The sequence below is a fragment of the Bacillus sp. FSL K6-0138 genome (assembly GCF_037982765.1).
GTDB lineage: Bacteria > Bacillota > Bacilli > Bacillales > Bacillaceae > Bacillus > Bacillus glycinifermentans.
Genome location: NZ_CP150286.1, coordinates 4,460,363 through 4,487,279, shown reverse-complemented (window position 1 = coordinate 4,487,279; position 26,917 = coordinate 4,460,363). Strand labels below are relative to the sequence as shown.

The following is a 26,917-nucleotide window of genomic DNA, read 5'->3' as shown; positions in this document are numbered from 1 at the left end:
ATTTGCCTTTCAATATATAAGACGGATTGCGCCCAGTATAAGTTTCAGAAAATTTGTTTATTTCTTAAAAAATATCAATCTATACCAAATGCTGTAAATATACATTATGATGAAGTAGTGATGAAGAAAAGGAGTGAAGTGAGTTGGGAAAGAGGGTTAAACGATTTTCATTCATGCTCGCCGTTTTGCTCATGATCTCGTCGGTCCCGGCGATGGCCGAAGGAGCAGAACCGCCGAAGAAGGAAAAAGAGATTGCAGACTACCAGCAAAAGCTTGAAGTCAAACGGGAAAACATTGCGATCGATCGGGCCAATATAAAAGATTCCTACAGACTCAATGAAGACGGGCAGTCTTTGAACGTAACAAAACCCAAAGCTTCCGTCAAATCAAACTATTCTTCTTCAGAACAATCCTTTCAGCACCAGGCCTCACTGACGGAAACCAACAAGGACGATCTGTGGTTTTTCAGCACGCCTTCAGACAGAACATTCATCGCGAGAATCCTATCAAACAATGCCGACTACACCGTGCAGCTTTACGTGGTTGACTGGGAAAAAGGACAAGCCATTCCGACGAATATCTCCGCGTCAGCCGGCAATTTGATCGCACTCAATGAGCTTCCAAAAGGCGACTATGCGCTCAGGGTTTTTTCGGCGGGAGATGTCGGAGATTCCTATACGATTCAAATGAACGCCAGGAACCCGGCCCATTTTACATCGGCAGTATCTGTCTCATCTTCCCTGCAGCAATTTGTCGCGGAATATGAAGACGGTTCAGTTTATGCCAACGGCACCTTTGTATATAACAAAAACGGCGGAAACAGCCACCTTGACTGGAAGAGAGTCTTTTATTTTCCGTATGGCGGCGGCTACACCCAGCGGACTCACGAGATTGCAGATGCAAAGGTCAAATCGGTTTCCGCACCTGTATCATACAAAGCAAGCTATGCCAGCTCTGAAGAAGCCATCATGGTCTATCTCGATAAAGGGACATTGTTTATGCACCACCAGTCCGCCTTTCAATCCGGCGTCGGCTATGAAGGTTCGTTTGTCGATACGCTTGGAAAGGTGACGCCGAGAAGGATCGATGACAACGATTTTGAATACGGCGATCATATTCTCATCGTCGATTTAAAAACGGGTAAGTCTATCGATTTCTTCAGTGTATTAAACTACTACTATGCAAGCGGAGTCGAAAAAATCCCGGCGATTCAATACTTGAATTAAAGCATTGACATGTAGTTTATAGATGTGTAGAGTAAAAGTTAATGAAATAGGAAGTCCACTGGGGGAGCCATAAAGCTGGCTGAGACAAGAGGTGATCTTGGACCCTTCGAACCTGATCTAGTTCGCACTAGCGTAGGGAAGTGGAGCCGGTGTCTTTATGAGTTCATCATCTTAAGCCGCTCCATTTTGGGGCGGCTTTTTTGCATAAAGAAGCCGTTTTCCCCTTGTGCCTTCCTTTATAAATGAATGTAAGGAGGCTTTCTTCATGAGTTTTTCAGCGCAACTTCGCCGCGAGGCAAATCCCATCTTTGAAGCCATTTTTCAGCATCCTTTTGTAAAGGGGCTGGCGTCGGGCGACCTAAAAAAGGAACAGCTCATCCATTATGTCAAACAGGATGTCGCGTATTTGAATTCCTTTGTACAAATCTACGGAATCGCTATTTCAAAATGCAAAAAACGGGAAGACATGACCATGTTCAACCGGCAGATTTCCTTTGTGCTGGACAGCGAGGTGCATCCCCACAACAATCTTTGCCGGGTTGCAGGCGTACAATATGAAGACCTGCACGGCTATCCTCTCGCACCGTCGGCTCATCATTATATCAGCCATATGCTGACGGCCGCGCACGAAGGCACGATCGGAGACATATTGGCCGTTATGCTGCCGTGTCCGTGGACATATTGGGAGATCGGCAAAAGATTGCTGAATGAGGTGCAGCCGGATCCGTCGCATCCGTTTTATGACTGGATTCAATTTTACGGAGACCGAACCGATTCGATTACAACGGCATTTTGCGCTCGTTTGGATGAATGGGCAAAGGATGCACGCGAGGAAGAAAAAGAGAAAATGAAAGAGCTCTTTTTGTTAAGCTGCCAGCTTGAATATCAGTTTTGGGAGATGGCCTATACCCTTGAAGATTGGCCTGTGAATATGGAGGCGGCGGGACGATGAATTGGAGGATGAAAGAAGTCGTCATGACCGTGATATTGTCAGTCGCCTGCGGTGTAATTTATTTAGGGTGGTCCACCTTGTGGATTCCGGTTTCGGCTATCGTCGGTCCAGTCGGTGCAAACTTTATGTTCGGCATATGGGTGATTGCGAGTCCGATCGTTGCCTATATCATCCGCAAACCGGGGGCGGCGCTGATTGCCGAGACGGCAGCTGCGGCGGTTGAACTGCTGACGGGAAGCCATTTTGGGTTATCTTCACTGCTCATCGGCGTTTTCCAGGGGGCTGGAGCGGAAATCGCTTTTGCGATGTTTCGTTATCAGCGCTATAACTTGTTTACCCTTATGCTGTCCGGAGCGCTTGCGGCCGTCGGCAGCATGACCTACAGCCTGATCGCAAACGGCTTTGGCTACTATACGACAGAAACGCTGGTTCTGACATTTATCATTCAGGTCATCAGCGGAATCATTCTCGGCGGCTGGCTCGCCAAAGCGGTGGTCGGGGCGCTCGCGAAAACAGGTGTGCTCGACCAATATGAGATCATGAAGGAACAGCGGAAAAAGGATGAATCAAATGAATTCGTATCTAGGATGCAATAATCTATCCGTTCGCTTTTACAACCGTTCGGAAACGGTATTGGACAGCTTGAGTCTATCGATTCAAAAAGGAGAGAAGGTGCTGATACTCGGGCCGAGCGGAAGCGGAAAATCGACATTGATTTCGGTGCTTTCCGGAATTATACCCGAACATATTGAAGCCGAAGTCAAAGGCGAGGTAGACCGCAGAAAAAGCGCCGGTGTCATGTTTCAGGACCCGGATTCGCAATTCTGCATGCTTCGGGTTGATGAAGAAATCGCCTTTAGTCTGGAAAATCGCCGTGTTCCCCCCGAAGATATGGAGCGGATGATCTCTTCTCTCATGGATCAGGTCGGGCTGAATGTTGATAAGAAAACGCCGATTGAGACTTTGTCAGGGGGCATGAAACAGCGGCTCGCGCTGGCGTGTCTTTTGGCTTTGGAACCGGAAGTGCTGTTTTTTGACGAGCCGACGGCGCAGCTTGATCCGGTCAGCCGGAACGCGATCTTCGCCCTGCTGAAAGACGTCTCTGAAAAAACGGGGCAGACGATGGTGTTTGTCGAGCATGTGTTGGACGGCTGCATCGAATGGATGGACCGCGTCATCCTTTTAAACGAAAACGGACGCATGATCGGCGACGGAAAACCCGGGGACATTCTCCGTCTCTATCAGCGGCAAATGAAGGAGGCCGGCATTTGGCTGCCCAAGCTGTATCCGGCTGTATGGGAGGAAGTCGTCCGGGACGAGACCCATCCGCTTGCCGTCAAGCTGTCTGCCGAACTGAAAAAAAAAGAACGTGAGGAAGAAAGCGGGACGCCCAAAAGCAGGACATTGATCCGCACCGAAGATGCAGCGATCGGCTATCGAAAAAAAACGGTTGCGGACGGCATCAGCGTTCAGATTCCAAAAGGCGCCTGGGTATCGGTCATCGGGGAGAACGGCAGCGGGAAAAGCACGTTTCTCAAAAGCCTGATCCGCTTGGAAGCGGTGAGAAAAGGACGCATTTATTTGGAGGATTGCGAGCTGAAAAAATGGTCTGACAAGGACTTGTATGACAAGGCCGGCTTCGTCTTTCAAAACCCGGAGCTCCAATTTATTCAGGATTCGGTCTTTGAGGAAATCGCGTACGGAGCGAGACAGAGAAACTGGTCTGGGGAAGAGATTGAGAAAAAAACGTCCGGCCTGTTACAAGAGTTCGGGCTTACATCACACCGAAAGGCCCACCCGTTCACATTGAGCCTGGGGCAAAAACGTCGTCTGAGCGTGGCGACGATGCTTTTGTTTGATCAAGATTTGCTTCTCCTTGATGAACCGACATTCGGACAGGACGAAAAAACGTCAGGAGAGCTGATTAAACGGTTAAAAGAACGGCAGGAACGGGGAACCTCAATCATCATGGTGACCCATGATATGGATATCGTCGACCGGCACTCTGATCAAGTCATCGTGTTTCACAAAGGAAAAGCGGCTTATCAGGGAACGCCTTACCGTTTATTTTCCGATCGGAGCCTCATCAGCCGGTTCTCGATCGTTCCGCCGCTTCACTATAAACTGATGCATGCCAGAGAAAAGAAGGTGCCTGTATGAAAAGCAATGATTCATACCTTTCAACATTGAATCCTGCGGGAAAGCTTTTTTTCCATCTGCTTGTCATGTGTATATTAATGACCGTTTCAAACCCGAAGCCGACTTTTTTCATATGGCTTCTCGCGGTGATGACCGGCATCGTTTTCGGAGGCTGGACGGCTGCATATTTGGCGAAGCGCCTGCTGCCTTATCTGCTTTTTTTCGTTCTCGTCTGCTGGATGATGGCCGCTTTTGGAAAAGGAGAGGAAACGCTTTGGCAATGGGCATGGTTCCATGTGACGAAGGAGAGCCTTGGAAACGGCCTGACGATCGCTTTGCGGATGCTCGGGTTTGTCACATACGGACTCCTGTTTACGTCAACGACCGATTTAACGGCGTTCATCATGAGCTTAATTCATCAATGCAGGCTGTCGCCGAAATGGGCGTATGGACTGCTGGCCGGATTTCGGTTTGTTCCGCTCTTTCAATCAGAGCTCTCGCAAATGAAAGCCGCGCATAAAATCAGGGGCTATAAACAAAAAAACAGCTGGAAAGCCTTTATCACATATTCGCTCCCATTGTTCTCCCAAGGCATCCGCAAATCGGAAAGAATTGCGGTGGCAATGGAAGCGCGGGGTTTTACGGGCACGAGAAACCGGACGTATTATCAAACGCCCCGGCTTGGCGCAAAAGATGCGCTTTACGGAATCGTTCTGCTTCTCGCCGTGCTGGGGATATTGATAGTATTTTCCTGAAAAATACATTTGTTAGAGCCGTGAAAGCGGCTCTTTTTTAATAATGAGAATAGAAAAACTCCGGAACAATTGACTTAAACATATTGACCTGGTCTAAAAAGGTTGTACAATCAATGTGTAACATGTGAAAAAAGAAATATAAATCATCCCCTTCATTCTAATAAAACGGGAGGTGCACCAGTGAAAATAGCCAAGGTGATCAACAATAATGTGGTCAGTGTTTTAGACGAACGGGATCAGGAGCTTGTGGTCATGGGCAGGGGAATCGCCTTTCAGAAAAAACCCGGTGAAATGGTTGATGAATCAAGGATAGAGAAGATTTTCAGGCTTGATAATAAAGACATCTCAGAACGATTTAAAACGCTTCTCGATGAAATACCGATCGAATTTATGGAGATGACGGAGGAAATCATCAGCCTGGCAAAAATGCGGCTCGGAAAAAAGCTGAACGACAGCATATACGTGTCGCTGACCGATCACATCCATTTTGCCATTGAAAGGCATAAAAAAGGGATGGATATTAAAAACGCTTTGCTCTGGGAAACGAAACGGCTTTATAAAGATGAATTTGCCATCGGCAAAGAGGCGCTTTTGATGATTAAAAACAAAACCGGCATTGAACTTCCTGAGGATGAAGCCGCCTTTATCGCGCTTCATATCGTAAACGCCGAGCTCAATGAAGAAATGCCGAACATCGTCAATATTACGAAGGTCATGCAGGAAATATTAAGCATTGTGAAGTACCACTTTCATGTCGATTTTGACGAAGAGTCGCTTCACTATTACCGGTTTATTACTCATTTGAAGTTTTTCGCGCAGCGGCTGTTCAGCGGGTTCTACATGGAAAGCAAAGACGATTTTTTATTTGACACCGTAAAAAATAAATACCGGGACGCTTATGGATGTACAAATAAAATCAAGCAGTATATTGAAAAAGAATACGGCTACAAGCTGACGAGCGAAGAATTGCTCTACTTAACGATCCATATTGAAAGGGTTGTTCATCAGGCGTGATCAGAAAATGAAAGCGTTGACAATAGGGGAAATGTGTGCTAATTTGAATATAAACAACACCACCACCATCTATTTTAGGATTGTTACTGGTGATGCAGGCAAAACCTAAATTGCTATGGGACAGGGGCGGAAGTCTCTTTTCATGGCGATTTAGGTTTTTTATTTTCATACGCTCACATACGGATTGTTACTGCTTACGGCAGGCAAAACCTAAATGAAGCCTTTTCACAGGCTTTGTTTAGGTTTTTTCTTTTTCATAGATACATAGGTTCCAAGTGAGATGAGGGGATGATCACAGATGGATTTTCAATCATTAGCCAAACAGATTTTGACTCATATTGGAGGTGAAACAAATGTTGCTTCTCTTGTCCATTGTGCGACAAGGCTGCGCTTTAAGCTGAAAGACCGTTCAAAGGCCGATAAGGAGGCGATTGAAAGCATCGACGGCGTCGTGACGGTTGTCGAGAGCGGGGGACAGTTTCAAGTTGTCATCGGCAATCACGTCCCTGAGGTTTACAAAGAGATCGGACTCATGTCCGGCGTTCTGGAGAATGCACAAGCAGGCGGAAGCCGGGACGAAAAAGGAAGTCTCGCCGGCAGACTGGTCGACATTATATCCAGCATCTTCATGCCGCTCCTCGGCGTCATGGCCGGGGCGGGGATTTTAAAAGGGCTGCTTTTAATATGTACGAACGCCGGATGGCTGACTGCCGAGGAGACGACATATACGATTTTATACGCGGCCGCAGACAGTTTATTTTACTTTTTGCCACTACTATTGGCCGTTACGGCAGCGAAGAAATTCGGAGCGAATATGTTTGTGGCGCTCACGATAGCCGGGGCGCTCATTTATCCGTCGATTATTGAATTGAAAAACAGCGGCGCAGATGCGGAATTTTTCGGTATTCCCGTCGTTTTGATGAATTATACGTCAACCGTTATTCCGATTATCCTTGCCGTATTCGTGATGAGCTATCTCGAAAAATTTTGTATGCGCTTCATCCATGAAAGCGTCAAAAACTTTATCACCCCTCTCATTTGCCTAGTGGTCATGGTACCGCTGACCTTAATCGTGTTCGGTCCGCTCGGGGTTTATACGGGAAACGGCATTGCCGCAGCGATTTTGTCGATTTTTGATGTCAGTCCGATTCTGGCCGGGGCGCTCATCGCGGCATTGTGGCAGATCCTTGTTATCTTCGGGATTCATTGGGGCATCGTCCCGGTCATCCTCAACAACATTGCCGTCCATGGAAAGGATTACATCAAACCGGCGACGGCGGCGGCCGTTTTTGCCCAAACAGGAGCCGCCTTCGGCGTGATGTTGAAGACGAAGAACAAAAAGCTGAAGGCTTTGGCAGGATCTGCCGCGATAACGGGAATTTTCGGCATTACCGAACCTGCCGTTTACGGGGTGACCCTGAGGCTGAAAAAGCCGTTTGTATGCGGTGTCATCAGCGCGGCGGCGGGCGGAGCCATTATCGGCTATTCCCACAGCATCGCGATCGCGTCAGGCGCCCCGGGGCTGTTGACCATTCCGATTTTTTACGGACCGGGCTTTCTCGGGTTTATTATCGGCATCTCCGTCTCGTTCATATTATCGATCGTGCTCACCTACATCGTCGGATTCGATGATCCCGCGGATGAGAAAAAGCAGCAGCATGGCGGCGAACAGATTTACAGCCCATTGCAAGGAGAAGTGCTTCCGTTAACCGAAGTATCTGATACAGTCTTTTCGTCTGAGGCGCTTGGCAAAGGCGTTGCGGTGCTCCCGGCGAAAGGAATCGTCACCGCACCGGCGGCCGGCGTTGTCTCAACGGTATTTCCGACAGGGCATGCATACGGCATCACGACGGAAAGCAAAGCCGAAATCCTCATTCATATCGGAGTGGACACCGTAAAGTTGGAAGGAAAGCATTTTTATCCGAAAGCCGTACAAGGGCAAACCGTGAAACGGGGTGATATTCTCGCAGAATTCGATTTAGAGGCGCTGAAACGGGAAGGATTTGACGTGAAAACGCCGATCGTGGTGACAAATTCAGATCGATACGGCGATGTCATCAGGACTGACCAAAAACGGATCAAACCGGATGACTGGATCATCACATTAATGTAATCTGCATAGGAGGAATAGAAGATGAAATACAGCACTTTAGCCAAGTTTCCGGAAGGTTTTTTGTGGGGGGCGTCCACTTCCGCATATCAGGTGGAAGGCGCTTGGAATGAAGACGGAAAAGGACCGTCCGTCATTGATGCGCGAGAAAGCTATCCGGAAGGAACGACCGATTTTAAAGTCGCGAGCGACCACTACCACCGCTATAAAGAGGATATCGCGCTGTTTGCCGAAATGGGATTCAAAGCGTACCGTTTTTCAATTGCCTGGACGCGCATCATTCCGGATGGGGACGGTGAGATCAATCCGAAGGGCATTGAATTTTACAGCAATCTGATCGATGAGCTTCTCAAATATAACATCGAGCCGATCGTGACAATGTACCACTTCGACCTGCCGAATGCGCTTCAGAAAAAAGGCGGCTGGTCTGACAGGAGAACGATTGACGCCTTTGAAACATACGCGAAAATCCTTTTTGAACACTACGGCGACCGCGTGAAATACTGGCTGACCATCAACGAGCAAAACATGATGATCCTGCACGGCTCCGCGCTCGGCACGCTTGATGAGAACCTGGAAAATCCGAAAAAAGAGCTGTATCAGCAAAATCACCATATGCTGGTCGCCCAGGCGAAAGCGATCAATCTGTGTCATCAGCTTCTGCCAGATGCAAAGATCGGGCCGGCTCCAAATATCGCGCTGATTTACCCCGCTTCATCGAAACCGGAGGATATTTTAGCCGCATTTAACTATAATGCCATCCGAAACTGGCTGTACTTAGACATGGCCGTGTACGGCCGCTACAATACGACAGCATGGGCATATATGAAAGAAAAAGGCTGTACGCCGGTTATTGCCGAGGGGGACACGGAGATTCTGCGCTCCGCCAAACCGGACTTTATCGCGTTCAATTACTATACGTCGCAAACGGCTGAAGCGAGTAAAAACGACGGCAGCGATACAGCTGCCCGCGGCGGAGACCAGCATTTGCAGACAGGCGAGGAAGGCGTATACAGGGGAAGCAGCAACCCTCATCTGAAGAAAAACGAATTTGGCTGGGAAATCGATCCCGTCGGCTTCCGTTCCACACTGAGGGAAATTTATGACCGTTACCAGCTTCCGCTCATCATTACCGAAAACGGCCTCGGCGCATTCGACAAGCTTGAGGACGGAGACGTCGTTAATGATGACTACCGGATCGACTATTTAAAGCAGCATATTCAGCAAATCCAATTGGCGATAACGGACGGTGTCGATGTCTTCGGCTATTCTCCGTGGTCGGCGATCGATTTAATTTCGACGCACCAAGGCTGCTCAAAGCGTTACGGATTTATATACGTGAACCGCGACGAATTCGATTTGAAAGACTTGCGCCGAATTAAAAAGAAAAGCTTTTACTGGTACAAAGAGCTGATCGCTTCAAATGGCGAGAACCTGGATTAACCCAGTTTAAAGCACCCCTTGTCACGAAGGGGTGCTTTTATCATTAAAATGAAATAATGCCGAGTATCACCGCTGCAATCGTCATCACAATGGTCGTACCGATCGCCCATTTTAATGTGAATTTTTGATGATCACCGAAGGTGACGCCGACCATTCCGACGAGAAGGTATGTTGACGGAACAAGCGGGCTGAGCAAGTGAACAGGCTGCCCTAAAAGCGAAGCTCTGCCGATTTCAGCCGCGTCGATTCCGTAGTTTGACGCCGCTTCTGCGATAATAGGAAGGACGCCGAAATAATAGGCATCGTTTGACATGAAGAACGTAAACGGCATACTTGTGATCGCCGTAATAATCGGCAAATGCGGACCCATTGAATCCGGTATTAATGAAACGAGGGAATTCGCCATGGCATCAACCATCTTCGTCCCCGACAGGATACCAGTGAAAATCCCGGCCGCAAACACCATGGAAACGACCGACAAAGCATTTCCGGCGTGAGCGGATATGCGGTCCTGCTGCTCTTTAAGCATAGGATAATTGACCATTAAAGCGATGGCAAAAGCGGTCATGAACAAAACCGGCAGCGGCAGCAGGCTGGTAACTAGCGCAACCATCAACACAACCGTCAGCAAAAAATTGAACCATAGCAAGGACGGGCGTTTGAATGACGGCGCCTCTGAGGCCGCTGACGTTTCCGATGTCGTTTTGACGGAAGATTGATATTCAATATCCACAACTCCGAGCCTTTTGCGTTCTCTTTTGCCGAGGACATAAGCAACAAAGATGACCCATAGAAGTCCCAGGATCATTGCCGGAATCAGCGGGGTAAACACTTCCGATGTATCAAGCTTGAGGGAGGTCAGCACGCGCGCGGTCGGACCGCCCCACGGAATAATGTTCATCACGCCTGAGCCGAGCATCGCGACCCCCGCCAGTATAAGCGGATTCATCCCGAGCCGCTTGTAGAGCGGAAGCATCGCCGCTATCGTAATCATGTATGTCGTGGTGCCGTCGCCGTCCAACGAAATCATCATCGTCAAAAGGGCTGTGCCGACTACGATTTTTAACGGATCTCCTTTAACAAATGTCAGGATTTTCTTAATAATCGGATCAAACAAGCCGGCGTCTATCATAATGCCAAAATAAAGAATGGCAAACAACAGCATGATTCCCGTCGGCGCTATGTCGGATATGCCTTTCAGCATCATGTCGCCGAGTCCGCCCGCAAAACCGCCGATAAGCGCAAAAACGATCGGGACAAGGATCAAAGCGGTCAAAGCGGATACACGGTTGGACATAATCAGGTACATGAACACAATAATCATCATAAATCCTAAAATCGACAGCATAAACCGTTCCCTCCAAATGATGTTTTCGTAAGGCAAGTTTTTTTTAAGCTGACCTAAGAAAGCGTTTACAAAAAAACAGTTTAATAAAATTCAGAATTATCTAAATAATTATTTCTAATTTTACACAAATATAATCTGCTGTCAATTTAATCTTTTGCCCGCATCTTCAAGTTTAAGAAGCTTCAAAACAGGGTATATCATAAAACAGCATCCTAAAAGAATCCGCATGAAACAAAAAACGGGAGGGAGCTGTCATGAATAAGAATGAGCGCCGCAAAGCCGATAAAAACAGCAAGGATGAACAGCTTGAATACTACCGGACCGACAACCGCGGCAAAAAAATGACGACAAACCAGGGCGTGCGCATATCTGAGGATGAGCATTCATTAAAGGCCGGGACGCGCGGCCCTACGCTGATGGAGGACTTCCACTTTAGGGAAAAGATCACCCACTTTGACCATGAACGGATTCCGGAACGCGTCGTTCACGCGAGGGGATTCGGAGCGCATGGCCATTTTCAGGTGTACGAACCGATGACAAAGTATACAAAAGCGAAATTTCTTCAGGACCCTTCTGTGAAAACGCCTGTCTTCGTCCGGTTTTCGACGGTTGCAGGCTCAAGGGGGTCAGGCGATACCGTCCGCGATGTCAGGGGATTTGCCGTGAAATTTTATACGGAGGAAGGAAACTATGACCTCGTCGGCAATAACATCCCCGTTTTTTTCATCCAGGACGCCATTAAGTTTCCTGATTTGGTGCATGCATTCAAACCTGAGCCCCACAATGAAATCCCGCAGGCATCCACGGCGCATGATACCTTTTGGGATTTTGTCGCCAACAATCAGGAGACGGCGCACATGATCATGTGGGCGATGTCGGACAGGGCGATTCCGCGCAGCTATCGGATGATGGAAGGTTTTGGCGTCCATACGTTCAGATTCGTGAATGATAAAGGCAAGGCCCGTTTTGTGAAGTTTCATTGGAAGCCGCTGCTGGGCGTCCATTCTCTTGTCTGGGACGAAGCCCAAAAAATAGCCGGCAAAGATCCGGATTTTCACAGGCGCGATCTGTGGGAGGCCATCGAAAGAGGAGCCGATGTAGAATACGAACTTGGCGTACAAATGATCGATGAAGAAGACGAGTTCAAGTTTGATTTTGATATCCTCGATCCGACGAAACTGTGGCCGGAGGAGATGATTCCGGTTCGGATCATCGGGAAAATGACGTTAAACCGAAATCAGGACAACGTCTTTGCGGAAACGGAACAGGCGGCGTTTCACCCGGGCAACGTTGTTCCCGGCATCGATTTTACGAACGACCCGCTCCTTCAGGGCCGGCTGTTTTCCTATACCGATACACAGCTGATCCGCTTGGGCGGCCCGAACTTTCACGAAATTCCGATCAACAGGCCGGTCTGCCCGTTTCACAACAACCAGTATGACGGCTATCACCGCATGACGATCAATACCGGGCCTGTCGCATATCATAAAAATTCGCTGCAGCAGAACGATCCTGCCCCTGCTTCTGAAGAGGAAGGCGGATATATACATTATCAGGAGAAAGTCGAAGGTCGGAAAATCCGCAGGCGCAGCGACAGCTTTAAAGATCATTTTTCTCAGGCGAAGCTTTTTTGGAACAGCATGTCTCCGGTCGAAAAAGAACATATTGTATCAGCGTTCCGATTTGAGGTCGGAAAGGTCAAAAGCAAGGACGTCCGCAAGCAGGTCGTCGAGATGTTCAACAAGGTCGACGGGGAACTGGCGAAACAAATTGCTGCGGGCGTCGGCGTAAAGCCGCCTGAAAAAGACGAAGGCTCAAAAGTGATGCTCAAATCCCCGGCACTAAGCCAGGAGAACACGAGGAAATCGCCGTTGACAAGAACGGTTGCGATTTTAGCCGAAGACGGCTTCAGCCATTCCGAAGTTATCCGGGTCATCACAGCCTTGATTAAAGCGGGGCTTGTTCCCGATGTCATCAGCTCGCATTTAGGCGCAGTCAAAGGCGACAACGGCAAAGAAATCGAAGCCGGAAATACATTGCAGACCGCCGATTCTGTGCTGTATGACGCCGTTTATATTCCAGGCGGCAAAGACAGCATTGAACGGCTGAAGAAACAAAAAGCCGCGTTGGACTTCATCAATGAAGCGTTCAGCCATTTTAAAGCGATCGGAGCCGCAAGCGAAGGAGTTGACCTTCTGGCGTCCGCGGCCGGCACCCGTGCGCTCTCAGAGTCCGGTATCGTAACGGCGGCCGGCGGCGCGCCTGATGCATTCAGTAAAAAGCTGATCGAAGCGGTCGGTCAGCATCGTCATTGGGAGAGAACGGTATAAAAAAAAGCAGGCCGTTAAAGGCCTGCTTTTTTCGTCTAGCGATTACCACACAAACAACCCGACAATCGCCGCGCTCAACAGTGAGACGGCAATTCCGCTGACAAGCAGCTTCCAGACGTTTTTACCGATAACCGCAGATTTTTCTTCTTCTTTAAATAAAGAGTTATATGTTCCGTAGATCATGCCGACGGTGCTGAAATTAGCAAAGGAGACTAAGAACGTCGTTGCGACCGCAGCTGTGTGCGGCGGAAGCGATTGTAACTGCGTTTTTAAATCCATCATCGCCACAAATTCGTTTGTGGCAAGCTTCATGCCCATCAGCTGTGCGACATACATCGTGTCATTCCATGATAAACCGAGCAAGAACGCGAACGGGCTGAAGATGTACGAAAAGATTTTTTGGATCGTCAAGCCGTGCATGATCAGACCCAAGATGCCGTTTACGCATGACGTGAGCGCGACATATCCGATGACCATCGCCAAAATGACGATTACCATGTTCATGCCGACCATCATGCTGTTGGAAATTGTTGAGAAGAAGTCCTTCTTTTCTTCTTTCGGCGGCACGTAAATGATGTCTTCGTCTTTCTTAACTTCAACCGGGTTTAAAATGCTCGCCAGGATCAACGCGTTTAAACAGTTTAAAGGAATGGCCGTAAATACATATGTGGCCGGAACCATCGCCAAATAAGAGCCGATGATCGAACCGCTGATGCTGCTCATGCTCATGATGCCGAACGTCAATAGACGGTTTGTCTTTAGCACGGACAATTGCTGACGAATGACGGCCAGCGCTTCCGTGTTGCCCAAAAACATCATTTGAATCGAAAAGAAACTTTCCAATTTAGGCAGCTTGGATACTTTTGAAATCACCCAGCCGATCTTATCGATCAGCCACGTCAGGATTCCAAAATAAGACAGAATGTCAAAGAATGTGACGACAAAAATAATCGGCAGCAAGGCGCTGAAGAAAAAGTCGACCGTCGGATTGCTCATCACGGACGGAAAAGCAAACGCGATACCGTCTTTCGCGCAGTCTATCAGCCAAGAGAAGAATGAGGCGATGACGTTAATGACGGAGCCGCCAATCTTCGTCCCGAGCATAAACCATGTTACCAACAGTTCAAGTACAAAGAGAGAAAGGATCGGTCTCCACTTTACTTTTTTCTTTTGCGGGGAACATAAAAAAACAACGGCCATGACGACAAATATACCCAAAATATTAATTAAAAAATACATGATCCCAACTCCCAAAATATTTTTTGAAAATAAAAAGGCTCTTATTTTTTCATAGATTCTGACAATACAGAAAGCATGAAAAATAAGAGCTGACGTAAAATAGATGGATTGGCGAAACCGTCCTATTTTCGTGTTCAAATCTATCAAACTTTCTTGTAGTCTAGCGATTTACGGTTGCTAGGTAGAAACAATCAGACCCTATTACTGATTATATACAAGAATGCTATTTGTTATTTTGACTGTATTTTATCCTGACAACCGTTAAAAATCAACCCGCCATTATATTTTCACAATAATAAATTATTTCCAATACTCCTGTGACATATACAAAAAAGCCGGTGTTAATGTTCTCATAGATTTACAAAAAACCAAAAAACAGCCGACTGCTTATTTAGCCGATTTGGACATTAGCGGTTTGAATCACGGCTTACTTTGAATAAATTGCAAAGCGTAAATTTTGTTGTCGGATTTTCCAAGTCTGGCTCTAAGCAGTCGATTAGCTTTTGAAGACAAGTCAAATTCACCATGAAAAAAACTGCACCCTATTGCCAGACAGCGTCTAACACTAAGGTGCAGTTCACATTTCCCGGCTTTTTCAACCCTGCCTCATCTGACGCGACCCATATCCATTCGGATTCGCAGAGTGCCAGTTCCAGGCGTCGCGGATAATTGCGATCAGGCTGTTGTGTTTGGGGATCCAGCCCAGCTCTTTCCTGGCTCTGGAGGAGGAAGCGATCAGCGTGTCGGGGGCGCTGCAGCTGCCTTCCGCATAACGCGTGCTGATCAGGCTGATGCCTGTAACATACTGGGCGGCCTGGATGACTTGTTCGGCGGAATAGCCTTCTTCGTAACCTAGGTTGAATGTCCGGCTTTCCCCGCCCTTTCTTAAATGGCTGACAGCGAGTACATGGGCTTCTGCCAGGTCCTGAACGTGGACGTAGTCGCGGATGCATGTCCCTTCTGCCGCCGTGCGGCCGTTGCATGATAAAGATACAAAAGGTTTTTGCCCAATTGCGGCGCGAAGAACGCTTGAGATGAGATGCGTATCGCTGTCATCGTCCTCGGCTTCGGCAAGAAGCGCGCCTCCCGCATTGAAAGAGCGGAGAATCACATATTTCAGTCCGTATGCTGTTTCGGCTTCCATCAGCATTTTCTCCATCGCCCATTTTGCTTTTCCGTGCGGGTGTACGGGCCGGGGTTCTGTTTCCTCTGTAATCGGTCCGTCTATTGCGTCCCCGTAGACAGATGCGCTTGAAGCAAAGACGATCCGGCCGACGCCGAATTCCTTCATGACCGCAAGCAGCGTTTCCATGCCTGTGATGTTTTCATTAAAGGAGGCAAACACGTTTCCGGATTTTGAGGAAATCGGAGTGGCGGCAAAATGCATGACGGCTTCGATGTCCTCGTTGGCGAATACCTGCTTGAGAAAATGCCGGTCCCTGATGTCCCCTTGATAAAAAACAGCTTCGGGATGGATGGCTTCCGCTTGCCCTGTTGCAAGGGAATCGACAACAACGACTTTTTCATGTTTCTCAATTAACGTGTAAACGGCGTGGGAGCCGATATAGCCGGCTCCTCCGGCAACGAGTATGCTCATCGAAATCTCTCCTTTTGTATCTCTTTATTTGTTACACGATATGCCGCTGAGGGGCGGCAGCCTGTCTCTTTTCTTCAAATCCGTATTTTCCGTCTATGATATAAAGCGGCCGGTCTTTGACTTCGTCATAAATCCGTCCGATGTATTCGCCGATCGCTCCGAGGATGATCAGGATAAATCCGCTGAACAAGCACTGCAGGATGATCATCGAAGACCAGCCGGTAATGGTGCTTGTCGTGAACAGCTTCAGGCAGACGACGATAAAGGCGTATATAAAGCCGATCGCCGAAAGCACGATTCCTGAGTAGCTCGCCAGTTTCAACGGCTGGAAGGAGAACGATGTAATTCCGTCCAGCGAAAGTTTCAGCATTTTCTTGAGCGGATACTTCGTTTCGCCGGCGAGCCGTTCGCGGCGTTCATAGTACACGGCCGTCTGGTTGAATCCGAGCCAGCTGACGAGTCCGCGTACAAACGGATTTTTCTCTTTCAGTTTGTTTAGTTCTTTGACGACTTTGCGGTCCATGAGCCTGAAGTCTCCCGTATCGACGGGGATGTCAACATCTGTGAGCTTTCTCAGGATGCGGTAAAACATGGAGGCCGTCTGTTTTTTGAAAAACGTTTCTCCTTCCCGCTTCGTCCGGACGGCATAAACGACGTCATAGCCTTCACGCCATTTCTCCGCCATTTCCAAAATCAGTTCGGGCGGGTCCTGCAAATCCGCGTCAATGACGACGATCGCTTTTCCCGCTGCGTAGTCCGTTCCTGCGGTGATCGCTATCTGGTGTCCGAAGTTTCTTGAGAAATTCAGGCATTTTACGGCCGGATCAGTGTTTGCCAGCGACTTCAGCATATGAATGCTGTCGTCGCTGGAGCCGTCATTTACAAAAATCAGCTCATAGGCTTCACCGGTTGAATCCATGACGTTTTTGAGTCTGTCATAAGTGTTGTGAAGAACCTCTGCCTCGTTGTAGACAGGGATTACGATTGAAAATGTGATTTCTTTCTGCACCTTCATCACCCTTCCTTTATCAGTCTAGCTCCACTTTATAGAGAGTCTGGTTTCCTCCCGGTCCGTTTGCTTGTGATTTGCTTGTTGAAGACGAGCCGTTCCACTTGCTCTCAGAAATCTTTTTGCCGTGTTTTTTAATCCAATTTGTAATGTCAGAGTTTTGCATTCCTTTGTCATCGCCGATCAGGAAGTATTTGACTTCACCGTTTTTGACGAGCTTTTCGAGCTTGCTCACGGTCAAAATCGGGTCGCTGCCGGAGAATCCGCCCATCGCCATCACTGCTTTGCCGGTTTTGATGATGTAAGATTGAGCAGAAGTTGCGCTTGAGACTGCAAATAAGTATTTTTCTCCGGTATTGTTCTTTTCCAGGTATGACAGGAGGGCTTCATTGACTGATTCGCCGCCGCCCATTCCGCCTGATATCATTTGCTTTTTCTGATTAGGGCTGCTGCCTAGCTGGTTTTGGCCGGAGCTGCTGCCGGCGTTGTCATTGTCCTGCCCGGTTTGGCCGGAATTCATGTTAGGCGGTGCGCCATTGCCGCTTTGACTGCTGCTGTTTGACTGGCCTTCTTGGCCGCCAAATCCCGGAGGCCCGTCACCGTTTTTCATTTGCATCTTGCCGCCGCCTCCGCCAAACGATTGCGCCGATTTAGGCCCGGCTTGCGGGATCATGCCGTTCACTCCGTCAGCGAGAGTCGCCGTCGTCCAGTAGAAAGGACCGATCAGCATGCCGAGAAGCGCTGCAAGCGAAACGTAGTAGCTGAACGACTTTCCTTTTTTGGCAAAGAAGAAGAGAAGACAGCTTGTGCCGATTCCGAAAGCACCGATGAGAATGCTCCAGCCGATTCCGATGTCACTGAGATAAGGGCTGAAGATATACAATTCAAACGCTGTTGTCAGCAAAACGCCGATTGGCAATAGCCGTTTTTTCCAGCCGTTTTCTTCCTGATAAAGTCGAACAAGTGCCGTCCAGCCCGCACCTGACAAGGCTGCAATCGGTGCTGCCAGCATGATCAGATAGTAGTGGTGGAAGAATCCGGCGATGCTGAAGAAGCCGGCGACAGGGACAAGCCACATCGTCCAGAAAATCGTTTCATTCGTTGTATCATTGAATTTTCTTTGACCGCGAAGGCCTGTGATCAGCAAGCCGATGATGCCGAACAATACAAACGGGATCAGCCAGCTTGCCTGACCTGAAAGCTCAGATTGGAACAATCTAAGAGGTCCCGGTGTCCCCGTACCGAAAGAGCCTGCACCGTTGCCCCCGCCTCCTGGACCGCCGCCGCCTTTTTGAACATCGCCCGTCTGGCCGCCCGGACCGCCTGAAGGCATTTCTCCGCCGCTTGGCGGATTCATCTGTCCGTTTGAGGAAGATGAACTGCTGCTAGATGTGCCGCTTTGCTGCTCTTGGTTCGATTTCTTTTGTGTTTGATCAGAAGCCGCTTTGCCCCCGCCTGCTCCGGACTGTCCCGTCAGACGCTGGACTCCGTTGTAGCCGAAGGCGAGCTCCATGACAGAGTTCGTCTGGCTGCTGCCGATATAAGGCCTGGAGCTTTCCGGCTGGCTGTCAACAACGACTGCCCATGATACGGAAACCGCCGCAAGAACGATGACCGATGTAATCAGAGACACAATTTTTTTGCGAGTCGTCGTCTTTGCTGCAATCAGATAAAACAGCATAAATGCAGGTAACACCATGTACGCTTGCAGCATCTTGACGTTAAAGCCGACGCCGACCATACAGAATGCGCCGAGCAGCCAGCCGATTTTTCCTGTGCGGACTGCTTTAAACAGCATCCATGTTGCAATCATCAAACAAAGGACAAGAATGCTGTCAACGTTGTTTGTATGGCTGACAGCGACGGCAATCGGTGTACAAGCCATAACGAGTGCGGAAATTCTTGCTGCCGTTTTCCCGAAAGTAGGTTTTACAATGAAGTAGAGCAGTGCTACGGAAATGACTTCCGCGATTCCCTCGGGAAGCACGACGCTCCAGCCGTGCACGCCGAACACAAGCGCGAAAAGGGTCTGTACCCATAGTGCGACCGGCGGTTTATCGACGGTTACAAAACCTCCCGGATCAAAAGAAGCGTAAAAGAAGTTGTGAAAGCTTTGCGTCATGCTCGTAACGGCTGCCGTGTAGTAGGCGTTGTCTGTATCGCTGTTCCAGATGCCGTACAGGTTGAGCGCTGCGGATAATAAGAGAATGAGAACTAGGAATATATCAATTTTCCTTTTCTTTATCATGATTCGATCACCTCACTAACAAGCATTATAGAAGCCAAATATGATCAAACTATGAACAAATCAAGAAGGATTTTTAAAAGAAGACATAAAAAAAGCCATACCTGATATGATATGCTCCCCTAAAGGTAGACAGATGAAATAAAAAAATCTGTTTGCCTTGGGGGAGTTTTTTCATGGCTGGAAAATGGTTTTCAAAAGAAGAAAAATTGAATATTCTATCAGAATGTGATCAGGGCAATAATTCGGTGAAGGAGATCGCAGAAAAATATGGCATTCATGCCGAAACGATTCGTGAATGGAGAACATCGCATGATATGGCGGGTGTGGAGAGTTTGGAACGTTCAAAGCGCCATAAGTTCTATCCCGCAGAATTAAAATACAATGCCGTGAAAGACTTCTTATCCGGACGCTACTCTCAAAGAGAAATCTCGAGAAAATATAAGATTTCCAGTAAATCCGTACTCATGAAGTGGGTTGAGCTTTATAATGGTCATAAAACGTTAAAAGACAGCGGGAGAGGAAGGAATCGTTTGATGACCAAACGGAAGAACGTTTCATTGGAAGAACGGATTGAGATTGCGAAGGATTGTCTAGCTCATGGAAAGGACTACGCCAGATCAATGGAGATTCATCAAGTCTCCTACCAACAGGTGTATCAATGGGTGAAAAAGTATCAAGAAGGCGGAGAAGAGGCCTTAAAAGACAACCGAGGGAAACGCAAAACCGAAGAAGAACTGACACCTGAAGAAAAAATTCAACGGGAAAACAAACGGCTGGAACAGGAAAATGAGCGTTTGCGCGCAGAGAATGCGTTCTTAAAAAAGTTGGAAGAGATCAAAAGGAGGCGGTTCTAAGTCAGGTTCGGTACGAAGATCGATATCTCGCCATTTTAGAGCTGAATCGAAAAGAAGGCTTTTCTGTCCAAATGTTATGTGAGATTGCCGAAGTTTCGCGCCAGGGGTATTACAAATGGAGGAGCCGAGTACCTTCAGCGAGAGAAAAACAGAATGAAAAGATTATCGCCAAAATGGCGCTACTTCACGAACAAATTGGCGGTATCTACGGATACCGCAGAATGACCTTAAACATGAACCGCCGCTTTAAAGAGCGCCTCAATCATAAGCGCATCTATCGGCTGATGAAAATTGCCAAGCTGGAGTGTGTCATTCGGCGGAAGAAAAAACGTTACGGCAAAGCGACGCCTCAACATGTGTCCGAAAATATCCTGAATCGAGAGTTTAAAGCGGACAAACCAAATCAAAAATGGGTGACTGATGTGACAGAGCTAAAATACGGCCATCGGAAAGCGTACCTCAGTGCCATTTTAGATCTTCATGAGGGAATGGTCGTGTCTTATGTGCTGGGGAAATCCAATAATAACGCCCTTGTGTTTAAAACCTTGAACCAAGCGCTTGAGGCAGCCCCAAACGCACGTCCTCTCCTTCACAGCGACAGAGGTTTTCAATACACGTCCCACCAGTTTAGAAGGATGATTGAAAACGCAAATATGACACAGAGTATGTCCCGCGTCGGCCGCTGTATTGATAACGGCCCCATTGAGTCGTTTTGGGGGAAATTAAAATGCGAGAAATACAGACGGAATTCGTACGAGACATTTGAGGCACTTCAAAGCGCAATTGATGAATATATCCACTTTTACAACCACGATCGTCTACAAGAAAAACTAAACGGCCTCAGCCCAGTGGAATACAGGGCTAAAGCCGTCTAGTGTGTTTTAGTTATTTCCACTGTCTACTTGACAGGGTGCAGATCAATATCAGGTATGGCTTGAAACATGTCCTTATTTATTTCCAAACGTCTTCGGCAATTTCGATCACGTGGCGCAGTTTTTCCCACTGCTGTTCTTCGGTCAGCAGGTTGCCTTCTTCCGTTGAAGCAAAGCCGCACTGCGGGCTTAAGCACAGCTGGTTCAGGTCGACATATCGGGACGCCTCTTCAATGCGCCGCTTAATATCATCCGGGTTTTCAAGCTCTCCGAATTTAGATGTAATTAAGCCGAGGACGATTTGCAGGTCTTTCCGTTTCACGAAGCGAAGCGGTTCAAATCCGCCGGAGCGCTCATCATCGAATTCAAGGAAGAGCCCGTCAAGGTTCAGTCCGTCGAAAATCGTTTCAGCAGCGGCGTCGTATCCGCCTTCTGCCACCCATGTTGACTGGAAGTTTCCGCGGCAAATATGCATTGTGACAGTCAAATCATCCGGACGTCCTTCGATTGCTTCGTTGATCGTATTGGCGAAGGACTGGCGCAGCTCATCAGGCTGGCGGCCGAACGCCTTGATTTGCTCATGTCCCTTTTCTGAGAAAAATACGGACCAGGCAGTGTCATCAAGCTGCAAATAGCGGCAGCCGGCATCGTAGAACGCGCGGATCGCTTTTTTGTAAGCCTGCGCCACATCGTGGTGGAATTCATCCAGATCCTCGTACGGGCTTTCTTCCAGCTTTCCTCTGAAAAACAGCATATTCGGGCTCGGGATCGTCATTTTCGGCGTATGCGTTCCCGCAATACTATGAAGAAACTTATAATCTTCCAGCATCGGATGGTTTGTAAAGTCGACTTTGTCGGTTACTTTTATGCCGCGCGGTTTCGTTACGACATTGTGAAATTGAATACCTTTGTCCGCTACATAGCCTTCAACACCGTCAAGACCTTCGAGAAAATCGAAATGCCACCATGAGCGGCGGAATTCGCCGTCTGTTACGGCTTTCAGGCCGATTTCTTTTTGTTTTTCGACAATGCGTTTGATCTCTTCGTTTTCAACTTCACGCAATTGTTCCGCGGTAATTTCCCCGTTTGCTTTTTGCAGGCGCGCTTTTTTAACAGGCTCAGACCTGAGCAGGCTGCCCACCTGGTCCGCCCTGAACGGTCCTATTTTTCTTCCTGGCGTTTGCTGCAGTACATCGGTTGATTGTGTCATGCTTCATCCCTCTTTCTTTATTAACATAAAAAAGCTCTTCCCGATAAGGAAGAGCTTGGCAGACAATCTCCTCCTTATCTTCAAGAGCACAGCCGTGCTCTTAAGGAATTAGCACCATTCTGTCAAAAAGACAGCGGTTGCCGGGCTTCACAGGGCCAGTCCCTCCACCACTCTTGATAAGGAAAACCTTTTTATGCGATTTTTATAATAATTTTAATATTAATACTTTTTGCGAAAATGTCAATGGGTTTTGATATGGTTTTCCCATTTCAAGATGAACACGGTTCATCACAACTCTCATTTGAAAGCGTTTTCTCAATTGTGTTCAATCTCCATATTTCCGGGCGATAAAAAAATATAATAAAACTAAGGACGGGATTATTAAAGGGGGGGAAAGATGAAGAGCAAATTAAAAGACGTCGTCCTTCATTTGGTGATGAATCGCTCTTCTTCGGTTGATTGGATAGAAAAAGAGATCAGCCAAAAGAAAAGCGCGATTTGCAGCCATATCCGAGAGTTGAATGACCATATCGGAAAACAAAAATTAGATTTGATCCAAATCGCCCGAGAAGACGGCTCCATTGTGATAACCGAAAGAACGAGGGCTTACCTGTATAACATGCTGAAAAAGCCGGCGTTTATTGAACTTGATTACATCCCGCCCGAATGCAGAACAAGCCTGGTCATCATTAAACTCGGCGCAAATCCGGCCTCTGATTCTTTAAAGGAATTGGCCGATTTCGCAGCTGTCAGCAAAAATACGATGCTGCATGACATCAAAACGATCAAGGAATCTTTAAAAAATGAATCTATCGATTTGACGTACTCCAGGAAAGGCGGGTATCAGCTGATAGGTTCTGAATATCATATCCGAAAGCGGCTTGTGATCGAGACAAAAAAACTGCTGATGCATGACGCCGGGGCGGCACTATTAGAGAGAAAAGGACTCGTCGATCAAAAGGAGCTGTTCTTTTTAAGAAAGCGCTTGATGAAAGCCGAAGAAAAGCTTTCGATATCGCTGACTGATGAGCAGATTGAAGATTTGCCGATCGTGCTCTTCTTGCTCATCAGGCGCATCAAGGCGTGCAAGCATGAATGGACGCTGGAGATCGAAGAGTCGGATGTCATCAATACAAGGGAATATAAGTGCCTGAAAAACATCTTTTGGGACATACCCGATTTAAGCGAAAAAGATCAATTGTATTTGTCTCTGCAGGTGCTTTCCTCAAACCGGCTCGAATCCGCCCTCGATATTTCGGGCAGCAGTGGCCTTGTCGATGCCGTCAACGAATTTCTCGATCTGCTTGAAGGTCAGCTTGCAACAGACCTAGTGAACAAAGCGGAACTGAAAAACAGGCTCCTTTTGCACCTGCGCCCGGCCGTTTACAGAACAAAGATGGGGCTGAATGTCGAAAATCCCTTGAAGGATCAGTTTATCCGCGAATTTTCGCCGATTTATTCGATCGTTGCGAAGTCTGTTTTTCCGATCGAAAGAGTCGTCAGGGTGCCGCTGTCACAGGAAGAGATTGTTTATATCGCAATGATCGTACAGGCATGGATGAATCAAACAAAAGCGGAGAAGGATTTTGTCTTTAAAGCTTTGGTCGTCTGCCGCAACGGGGTATCTGTCTCAAAGCTTCTGCTTGAAACGTTAAAAGGAATGTTTCCCCATTTTCAGTTTATCGGCGCATATGCCGAACGAAATTTTAAGAAATACGAAGAAACAGTCGATTTTATTTTTTCGACCGTGCCTTTAAATACAGGGAAGAAAACGTTTTTGGTCGACCCGATTTTAAATGAGAAAGACCGCTTTTTATTAAAAAAAGAGATCCAAATGTATATCGACCAGGACAGCGAAAAGAAGGCGCTCGAATTAATGTTTCATTTAAAGGATTATATCGATCAGAAAGACTACACGGCTGTAAGAGAAAAAATCGTTTCGTTTTTTAATCAACCGCCGCCGGCTGCAGATGAAAGAACCGATGCAAAAAGCCTTTTTCCGTTTTCAGAGGAACACATCTGCTTTACGGAAGCAGACATGACGTGGGAAGAAGCGCTTGATACGGCCATGAAGCCGATGATGGGAAGGCGTGCAATCGATGAACGCTACAAGCGGCGGGTAACGGACACGTTTGCAGGAGAAAGCTGCCGGATGATGATTGGGCCCTCCGTCTACCTCCCCCATGCAAAACCGCAAGACGGGGTCATGTTTGAAGACTTCAGCATTCTGATCTGCCGCCACAGGGTTGTCATGCCTGACGGCAATCAGGCCAAGGCGCTCGTCGTGTTGGCCCCTGAGGATGACCAGCATCATGTGCCTACACTGCTGCACTTAAACGATCTGTTTTTGAATGAAAAAGCAGCTCAGACGATATGGAAAGCGCGGTCAAAGCGGGAAGTGCTTGAGTGCATCGGCACCCTTAAAAAGAAAGGGGGTGGACGCGGTGAGTGAGGCAGACTGGTTTAAGGAAGAGCTCGTATTCACCGATCTTCATGCACAAACACCGGCGGAATTGCTGGAAACGATCGGCTTTGCTTTAAAGGAATTAGGCTATGTAGAAGACACGTTTACAGATGCAATCATTGAGAGGGAACGAAAGTACCCGACGGGCCTGGCGCTTGAAGACTGCAACATCGGCCTGCCCCATACGGATCGCGAGCATGTCAAACAGGCGTTCATCGCCGTCGTGAAAAACGGCCGCAAATTGCCGTTCATTCATATGGGAACGGAAGACAGGCAGGTGGATATTGATTGCTTTTTCGTATTGGGGGTGACAGACCCTGAAAAACAGGTTGAAATCCTGCAGACCCTTATGGAGAAATTCGATGATGCGCAGTTTGTCAGACGGCTGAACGAGCTTAATGAGAAAAAACAACTGTTCACCTTTTTAAAACATACCGTACGGGAGTGATAGGCATGAAAAAAGTGATCGTAGCATGCGGATCGGGAGTGGCAACAAGCCAGACAGTGGCGTCAAAAGTGAAAAAAATACTGGACCAGAACGGCATCCGCGCCAGCGTTGAAGCGGTCGATATTAAATCACTGGAACAATACATCGCTTCAAGCGATGTGTATATCGCGATTACGAAAGCAAAAAAAGAATATTCCATTCCGACATTAAACGGAATCGCTTTTTTGACGGGCATGGGGCTTCAGGAAGAAACGGAAAGGCTGATTGAATTATTAACATAAGCGGGGGTGATACGGATGGAGCTGTTGCAAGGCATCATTCAGTATGTATTGGATCTCGGCGCAGCCGTATTTGTGCCGCTTCTCATGTTTCTCGTCGGAATCGCTTCAAGAATGAAATGGAAGGATGCCGTCAATGCGGCGGTCATACTCGGAGTTGCATTTGTTGGGATGAACATCGTCATCGGGTTTATGCTGGATGCGCTGACGCCTGCCGCTCAAGCTCTCGTCAAAAGAACGGGCATCCAGCTCAATACGATCGACGGGGGCTGGACATCGCTTGCCACACTGGCATGGGCATGGCCGCTTGCATTTCTGATGTTTCCGCTGCAAATGCTCATTAACGCCGTCATGCTATTTTTCGATAAAACGAAGACGTTGAACGTTGATTTGTGGAATGTGTGGGGAAAGATTTTAACGGCTGTACTCGTCATAGGGGTCACCGGCAATGTATATGCCGCCTTTGTGGTCGCCGCCGTTCAAATGGTGATCGAGCTGATCCTCGCCGACGTCAACCAAAAACAGATCGAGAAGATCACCGGAATACCAGGTGTCACCGTTTCTCACAGCATGATGCTGTTTGCCGTCTTTTTGCTTCCGTTTAACTGGATCATCAGCAAAATACCGCTATTCGATAAACATGTCGACGCAGATACATTAAAAGAAAAAATGGGCGTATTTGCCGAAAATCACGTTATGGGCTTCATCATCGGCCTCCTATTGGGGATGGCGGGGGGCTATTCCGTGCCTGACATGCTGATGCTTGCCATCCAGGCCGCTGCCGCGTTAACGCTGTTTCCGATGGTTGCCAAGCTGTTCATGCAAGCGCTTTCCCCTTTGTCGGACGCCATTTCAGAGTTTATGAAAAACAAATTTAAGAACCGCCGTCTGTTCATCGGTCTCGATTGGCCGATTTTGGCGGGAAGCAGCGAAGCGTGGGTCGCGATGATTCTGATGGTTCCTGTGACATTGATTTACGCCGTTATTTTGCCCGGAAATGCTATTTTGCCGTTCGCAGGCATCATCAATATCTCTTTTGCAGTGCCGGCGCTGATTATTACAGGGGGCAACCTGCTGAGGATGCTGCTCTTAGGGATCATCTCAACGCCTGTATTCCTGTACATTGCGACCTCGTTTGCACCGACAATCACGCAGCTGGCCAAGGATACGAATGCGGTCAATATCGAGAGCGGCCAGATGCTTTCTTGGAGCACGCTGGAATATCCCGTATTCCGCTTTATTTTTGCAAAAGCGGGCGAGCATATCATCTGGCTCATTCCCGCCGCGGTCTGGCTTGGCTTCCTTGTCATATACTGCCGCATGATGAAGAAGCGGACGAAGGAGCTGGAAAAGGAAGAAACCGTTTAAGGAGGCGATCGGT

20 protein-coding genes and 3 riboswitches are annotated in these 26,917 nt (G+C 47.9%); of the genes, 14 read left to right on the top strand and 6 right to left on the bottom strand.

Translation table 11 applies throughout. From position 1 onward, the window contains the following. Positions 1-143: 143 nt before the first annotated feature. From MHB78_RS23445 to MHB78_RS23410, 8 genes are all read left to right on the top strand, one after another. A complete protein-coding gene (locus MHB78_RS23445) occupies positions 144-1,226 on the top strand; it encodes a hypothetical protein (protein WP_231947408.1) in 1,083 nt (360 codons plus the stop codon). Positions 1,227-1,276: 50 nt separating this feature from the next. Continuing rightward, a riboswitch (TPP riboswitch) is annotated at positions 1,277-1,382 on the top strand. A gap of 109 nt (positions 1,383-1,491) precedes the next feature. Then, on the top strand, positions 1,492-2,178 hold the full coding sequence (gene tenA / locus MHB78_RS23440; RefSeq protein ID WP_046130502.1) for a thiaminase II: 687 nt from the start codon (positions 1,492-1,494) through the stop codon (positions 2,176-2,178). Beyond that, a complete protein-coding gene (locus MHB78_RS23435) occupies positions 2,175-2,774 on the top strand; it encodes an ECF transporter S component (protein WP_046130501.1) in 600 nt (199 codons plus the stop codon). The genes tenA and MHB78_RS23435 overlap by 4 nt, the downstream gene beginning before the upstream one ends. Further along, complete coding sequence (locus MHB78_RS23430) at positions 2,749-4,338, top strand: ABC transporter ATP-binding protein (protein WP_046130500.1); 1,590 nt, start codon at positions 2,749-2,751, stop codon at positions 4,336-4,338. The genes MHB78_RS23435 and MHB78_RS23430 overlap by 26 nt, the downstream gene beginning before the upstream one ends. Beyond that, a complete protein-coding gene (locus tag MHB78_RS23425) occupies positions 4,335-5,072 on the top strand; it encodes an energy-coupling factor transporter transmembrane component T (RefSeq protein WP_046130499.1) in 738 nt (245 codons plus the stop codon). The genes MHB78_RS23430 and MHB78_RS23425 overlap by 4 nt, the downstream gene beginning before the upstream one ends. Positions 5,073-5,252: 180 nt before the next feature. Further along, positions 5,253-6,086 (top strand): PRD domain-containing protein, encoded by an 834-nt coding sequence (locus MHB78_RS23420; protein WP_046130498.1) that lies wholly within the window; start codon positions 5,253-5,255, stop codon positions 6,084-6,086. A 298-nt stretch (positions 6,087-6,384) separates the two neighbouring features. Beyond that, complete coding sequence (locus MHB78_RS23415; RefSeq protein ID WP_046130497.1) at positions 6,385-8,199, top strand: beta-glucoside-specific PTS transporter subunit IIABC; 1,815 nt, start codon at positions 6,385-6,387, stop codon at positions 8,197-8,199. A gap of 21 nt (positions 8,200-8,220) precedes the next feature. Beyond that, on the top strand, positions 8,221-9,639 hold the full coding sequence (locus MHB78_RS23410) for a glycoside hydrolase family 1 protein (RefSeq protein ID WP_046130496.1): 1,419 nt from the start codon (positions 8,221-8,223) through the stop codon (positions 9,637-9,639). 43 nt (positions 9,640-9,682) lie between these two features. On the opposite strand, the gene citH is transcribed toward MHB78_RS23410, so the two are convergent. Beyond that, the gene (gene citH / locus MHB78_RS23405) at positions 9,683-10,987 is read right to left on the bottom strand and encodes a citrate transporter CitH (RefSeq protein ID WP_046130495.1); all 1,305 of its coding nucleotides are present in this window, start codon (positions 10,985-10,987) and stop codon (positions 9,683-9,685) included. 254 nt (positions 10,988-11,241) lie between these two features. On the opposite strand from citH, the gene MHB78_RS23400 reads away from it, so the two are divergent. After that, entirely contained in the window at positions 11,242-13,317 is a 2,076-nt protein-coding gene (locus MHB78_RS23400; RefSeq protein WP_046130494.1) for a catalase, read from the top strand. A 42-nt stretch (positions 13,318-13,359) separates the two neighbouring features. Here MHB78_RS23400 and MHB78_RS23395 read toward each other — a convergent pair whose 3' ends face one another. From MHB78_RS23395 to MHB78_RS23380, 4 genes are all read right to left on the bottom strand, one after another. After that, entirely contained in the window at positions 13,360-14,556 is a 1,197-nt protein-coding gene (locus tag MHB78_RS23395; protein WP_046130590.1) for a NupC/NupG family nucleoside CNT transporter, read from the bottom strand. 136 nt (positions 14,557-14,692) lie between these two features. After that, positions 14,693-14,794: riboswitch (purine riboswitch) on the bottom strand. Positions 14,795-15,151: 357 nt separating this feature from the next. Continuing rightward, positions 15,152-16,153: a UDP-glucose 4-epimerase GalE gene (gene galE / locus MHB78_RS23390; RefSeq protein ID WP_046130493.1), complete on the bottom strand. Its 1,002-nt coding sequence runs from the start codon at positions 16,151-16,153 to the stop codon at positions 15,152-15,154. Positions 16,154-16,184: 31 nt separating this feature from the next. Continuing rightward, a complete protein-coding gene (locus tag MHB78_RS23385) occupies positions 16,185-17,162 on the bottom strand; it encodes a glycosyltransferase family 2 protein (RefSeq protein WP_046130589.1) in 978 nt (325 codons plus the stop codon). A gap of 19 nt (positions 17,163-17,181) precedes the next feature. After that, positions 17,182-19,410 (bottom strand): glycosyltransferase family 39 protein, encoded by a 2,229-nt coding sequence (locus MHB78_RS23380; RefSeq protein ID WP_046130492.1) that lies wholly within the window; start codon positions 19,408-19,410, stop codon positions 17,182-17,184. Positions 19,411-19,583: 173 nt separating this feature from the next. On the opposite strand from MHB78_RS23380, the gene MHB78_RS23375 reads away from it, so the two are divergent. After that, a protein-coding gene (locus MHB78_RS23375) for an IS3 family transposase (protein ID WP_231947364.1) occupies positions 19,584-21,139 on the top strand; the annotation gives its coding sequence in 2 pieces (ribosomal slippage) (positions 19,584-20,241 and positions 20,241-21,139; 1,557 coding nt in all). Positions 21,140-21,215: 76 nt separating this feature from the next. Here the strand turns inward: MHB78_RS23375 and MHB78_RS23370 are convergent. Beyond that, entirely contained in the window at positions 21,216-22,346 is a 1,131-nt protein-coding gene (locus MHB78_RS23370) for a 5-methyltetrahydropteroyltriglutamate--homocysteine S-methyltransferase (RefSeq protein ID WP_046130048.1), read from the bottom strand. A gap of 71 nt (positions 22,347-22,417) precedes the next feature. Beyond that, positions 22,418-22,529: riboswitch (SAM riboswitch) on the bottom strand. Between the two features lie 214 nt (positions 22,530-22,743). Between MHB78_RS23370 and MHB78_RS23365 the strand changes: the two genes are divergently transcribed. From MHB78_RS23365 to MHB78_RS23350, 4 genes are read left to right on the top strand one after another with little or no spacing between them, the layout of a single operon-like run. Continuing rightward, positions 22,744-24,798, top strand: a complete 2,055-nt coding sequence (locus MHB78_RS23365) for a BglG family transcription antiterminator (RefSeq protein WP_046130049.1) — start codon at positions 22,744-22,746, stop codon at positions 24,796-24,798. Next, a complete protein-coding gene (locus tag MHB78_RS23360; protein WP_046130050.1) occupies positions 24,791-25,258 on the top strand; it encodes a PTS sugar transporter subunit IIA in 468 nt (155 codons plus the stop codon). Before MHB78_RS23365 ends, MHB78_RS23360 begins: the two co-directional genes overlap by 8 nt. A gap of 5 nt (positions 25,259-25,263) precedes the next feature. Beyond that, a complete protein-coding gene (locus tag MHB78_RS23355) occupies positions 25,264-25,539 on the top strand; it encodes a PTS sugar transporter subunit IIB (RefSeq protein WP_046130051.1) in 276 nt (91 codons plus the stop codon). A 15-nt stretch (positions 25,540-25,554) separates the two neighbouring features. Further along, positions 25,555-26,904 (top strand): PTS transporter subunit IIC, encoded by a 1,350-nt coding sequence (locus MHB78_RS23350; protein ID WP_046130052.1) that lies wholly within the window; start codon positions 25,555-25,557, stop codon positions 26,902-26,904. Positions 26,905-26,917 lie beyond the last annotated feature (13 nt).